Origin of the sequence: Flavonifractor sp. (assembly GCF_019422385.1) — a bacterium.
Lineage (GTDB): Bacteria > Bacillota > Clostridia > Oscillospirales > Oscillospiraceae > Flavonifractor > Flavonifractor avistercoris.
The window spans coordinates 1-3,836 of record NZ_JAHZDL010000135.1 but is presented as its reverse complement, the minus strand read 5'-3'; the positions used below and the strand labels follow the sequence as shown (position 1 = coordinate 3,836).

The 3,836-nt window shown below is 64.6% G+C and carries 3 protein-coding genes and 2 pseudogenes; all 5 read left to right on the top strand.

The window, feature by feature from the left end:
• Positions 1-299: pseudogene (locus tag QZ378_RS12330) on the top strand (glutamate formiminotransferase); the annotation flags it as partial.
• Positions 300-329: 30 nt separating this feature from the next.
• Positions 330-956 (top strand): cyclodeaminase/cyclohydrolase family protein, encoded by a 627-nt coding sequence (locus QZ378_RS12325; RefSeq protein ID WP_050624471.1) that lies wholly within the window; start codon positions 330-332, stop codon positions 954-956.
• A gap of 81 nt (positions 957-1,037) precedes the next feature.
• Complete coding sequence (locus QZ378_RS12320) at positions 1,038-1,631, top strand: HutD family protein (RefSeq protein WP_291258477.1); 594 nt, start codon at positions 1,038-1,040, stop codon at positions 1,629-1,631.
• A gap of 54 nt (positions 1,632-1,685) precedes the next feature.
• Positions 1,686-3,359 (top strand): formate--tetrahydrofolate ligase, encoded by a 1,674-nt coding sequence (locus QZ378_RS12315; protein ID WP_291258476.1) that lies wholly within the window; start codon positions 1,686-1,688, stop codon positions 3,357-3,359.
• Between the two features lie 150 nt (positions 3,360-3,509).
• Positions 3,510-3,587: pseudogene (locus QZ378_RS12310) on the top strand (formate--tetrahydrofolate ligase); the annotation flags it as partial.
• Positions 3,588-3,836 lie beyond the last annotated feature (249 nt).

The following is a 3,836-nucleotide window of genomic DNA, read 5'->3' as shown; positions in this document are numbered from 1 at the left end:
TCATCCGCGGCTCCTCCGGCGGCTTCCGCAGCTGCAAGGCCATGGGCTTCATGCTGGAGGACCGGGGCATCGCTCAGGTCTCCATGAACATGGTCAACTATGAGGACACCCCTCTGTATGTGGTCTATGAGATGATCCGCTCCCTGGCCGAGCGCTACGGCACCTATATCGTGGACAGCGAGATCGTGGGCCTGACCCCCGCCAAGGCCATGATCGACTGCGCTGAGTTCTATCTGAAGGCCCGTGACTTCGACTGCCACAATCAGATCATGGAGTACCACCTGATCGGCATGGAATAAGCCGTTCTGACAAAAGGAGAATCGACTGTTATGAAGCTTGTGGAAATGAAGGTCAATGAGTTCGTGGACCTGATGGCCTCCGATGAACCCGCGCCCGGCGGCGGCTCCGCCGCCGCGCTGGAGGGCGCCCTGGGCGCCGCCCTCACCGCTATGGTGTGCGCCCTCACCGTGGGAAAGAAGAAGTACGCCGACGTGCAGGAGCTGGCCATCGAGTCCCAGAAGAAGGGGAACGAGCTCAAGGCTCAGTTCGTGGACGTGATCGACCGGGATACCGAGGCGTTCAACGCCGTCAGCGCCGTGTTCGCCATGCCCAAGGACACCGACGAGGAGAAGGCCGCCCGCAAGGCCGCCATGCAGGAGGCCCTGAAGGGCTGCACCAAGACCCCCTTTGAGATGATGGAGCTGGCCTGCCAGGCCCTGGAGCTGACCCGCTCCGTGGTGGGCAAGCTCAACGCCAGCGCCGCCAGCGACCTGGGCTGCGCCGCCCTGAGCCTCAAGGCCGCCATCCAGGGCGCCTGGCTCAACGTGCTCATCAACATCGGCGGTATCCAGGACCAGGCCTTTGCCGACGAGTACCGCCAGAAGGGCCAGGCCCTGCTGGACAAGGCCCTGCCTCTGGCCGACGCCATCTACCAGGAGGTCCTGGAGTCCCTGTGATCCCCCTCCCATGAATCACCGACGGGACGCCCCCGCGGCGTGAACCGCCGCGGGGGCGTCCTCGTTCAGAAAGGAGTCCCCATGGCACCTCATATCACTCACCTCACCCAGGCAGACTACCAGATCAGTCAGTGGTCCGGCGGGACCACCACCCAGATCGCCATCGCCCCCCAGGGGGCCCTCTATGCGGACCGGGACTTCCTCTGGCGGCTGAGCTCCGCCACCGTGGACTTGGACGAGTCCGACTTCACCCCCCTCCCCGACTACCACCGGCTCATCGCCCCTCTCCGGGGAGAGATGGAACTGACCCACGACGGCGGCCCCCTCATCTCCCTGGCCCCCTATCAGGTCCACGCCTTCGACGGCGGGGCGGACACCCACTCCCGGGGCCGCTGCGTGGACTTCAACCTGATGCTGCGCAAGGACAGATGCGTCGGCAGTGTCTCCCCCCTGCGCACCAGCGGCGGCCCCGTCAGCTTCTCCGCCGAACCCGGCTCCTCCACCCTCATCCTCTACTGCGCGGAGAGGGGCGGCACCTTGACTTTCGCTGGGGAATCGAGTACCATTGCCTCAGGAGAAGCCGTTCTGATCCAGGACCCCGGCAGCGCTCCGCTGCACCTGGACTGCCCGGGCCCGGCCTCCTTTATGGCGGCCCAGGTCCGTTCCCTCCCTTAACTTCTAACTTCATAGACATCCACGATAAATCATAAAAGAAGGAGACTGATTCCCATGGAAATCAAGAGCGACATTGAAATTGCACAGAGCTGTGAAATGAAAAACATCCGGGAGATCGCGGCCACGGCGGGCGTGGACGAGAAGTACCTGGAGATGTACGGCAACTACAAGGCAAAGGTGGACTACAAGCTGCTCAACGAGACCCAGGCTCAGGACGGCAAGCTGATCCTGGTCACCGCCATCACCCCCACCCCTGCGGGCGAGGGCAAGACCACCACCTCCGTAGGGCTGGCGGACGGCCTGCGGAAGCTGGGCAAGAAGTCCGTGGTCGCCCTGCGTGAGCCCTCCCTGGGCCCTGTGTTCGGCGTCAAGGGCGGTGCGGCCGGCGGCGGCTGGGCCCAGGTGGTGCCCATGGAGGACATCAACCTCCACTTCACCGGCGACTTCCACGCCATCGGCGCGGCGAACAACCTGATGGCCGCCATGCTGGACAACCATATCCAGCAGGGCAATGCCCTGGGCATCGATGTCAAGCAGATCACCTGGAAGCGCGCGGTGGACATGAACGACCGCCAGCTGCGCCACATCGTGGACGGCCTGGGAGGCAAGGCCCAGGGCGTGCCCCGTGAGGACGGCTTTGAGATCACCGTGGCCAGCGAGATCATGGCCGTGCTGTGCCTGTCCACCAGCATCACCGACCTGAAGGAGAAGCTGGGCCGGATGATCGTGGCCTACACCTATGACGGCAAGCCCGTCACCGCCCATGACCTGAAGGCCGAGGGCGCCATGGCCGCCCTGCTGAAGGACGCTCTGAAGCCCAACCTGGTCCAGACCCTGGAGGGCACCCCTGCCTTCATCCACGGCGGCCCCTTCGCCAACATCGCTCACGGCTGCAACTCCATCATCGCCACCCGCATGGCCCTGAAGCTGGGGGACTACACAGTCACGGAGGCCGGCTTCGCCGCCGACCTGGGCGCAGAGAAGTTCATCGACATCAAGTGCCGCAAGGCCGGCCTGAAGCCCTCCGCCGTGGTGATCGTGGCCACCGTGCGGGCGCTGAAGTACCACGGCGGCGTGCCCAAGCCCGAGCTGAACCAGGAGAACCTGGAGGCGCTGGAGAAGGGCCTGCCCAACCTGCTGCAGCACGTGGACAACGTGAAGAACGTGTACGGCCTGCCCTGCGTGGTGGCCATCAACGCCTTCCCCACCGACACCAAGGCCGAGCTGGACCTGGTAGAGAGGAAGTGCAATGAGCTGGGCGTCAATGTGGCCCTGTCCGAGGTGTGGGCCAAGGGCGGCGAGGGCGGCAAGGCTCTGGCCGAGGAGGTCATCCGCCTGTGCGAGCAGCCCAGCCACTTCCAGTTCGTGTATGATACCCAGGCCTCCATCCAGGAGAAGCTGGACACCATTGTGAAGAAGGTGTATCACGGCGAGCGGGTGGTGCTCACCGCCAACGCCAAGAAGCAGGCCCAGCAGCTCACCGACCTGGGCTTCGGCGACCTGCCCATCTGCATGGCCAAGACCCAGTACTCCTTCTCCGACGACCAGACCCTGCTGGGCGCGCCCAGCGGCTTCGAGGTCACGGTGCGCAATCTGAAGGTCTCCGCCGGCGCCGGCTTCATCGTGGCCCTCACCGGCGATATCATGACCATGCCCGGCCTGCCCAAAGTCCCCTCTGCCGAGAAGATCGACGTAGACGAGAACGGCAAGATCACCGGCCTGTTCTGAGCCGGGCATGGGCATTCGGGTGCGGCAGCACCCCGCCGCTCGTGCGGCGTAAATCCGAAGCACAGCGGAGGATTTCCGCAGGGCGAATTTATTTCGCCCGAGGATCTAAAAAAACAGGGCCCCCACCGAATCAAAATTCGGTGGGGAGCCATGCCCGGCCTGCCCAAAGTCCCCTCTGCCGAGAAGATCGACGTAGACGAGAACGGCAAGATCACCGGCCTGTTCTGAGCATATGACCACATGCAGGGGGAGGCGCACGCCGCCTCCCCCTGCCCGAATCACCAAAAGGAGGAGACCCATGGCAGTTTTGCTCAGCGGAAAACCGGTGGCGGAACACATGTGCCGGGACATCCGGCTCCGCTGTGAGAAGCTCTCCCGCCGCGGCGTCACTCCCACCCTGGGCATCGTCCGGGTGGGACGCCGGACGGGGATTTCCCGACCTGAAGCTGCTGGAGCCCCTGGCCCAGACCCTGGAGG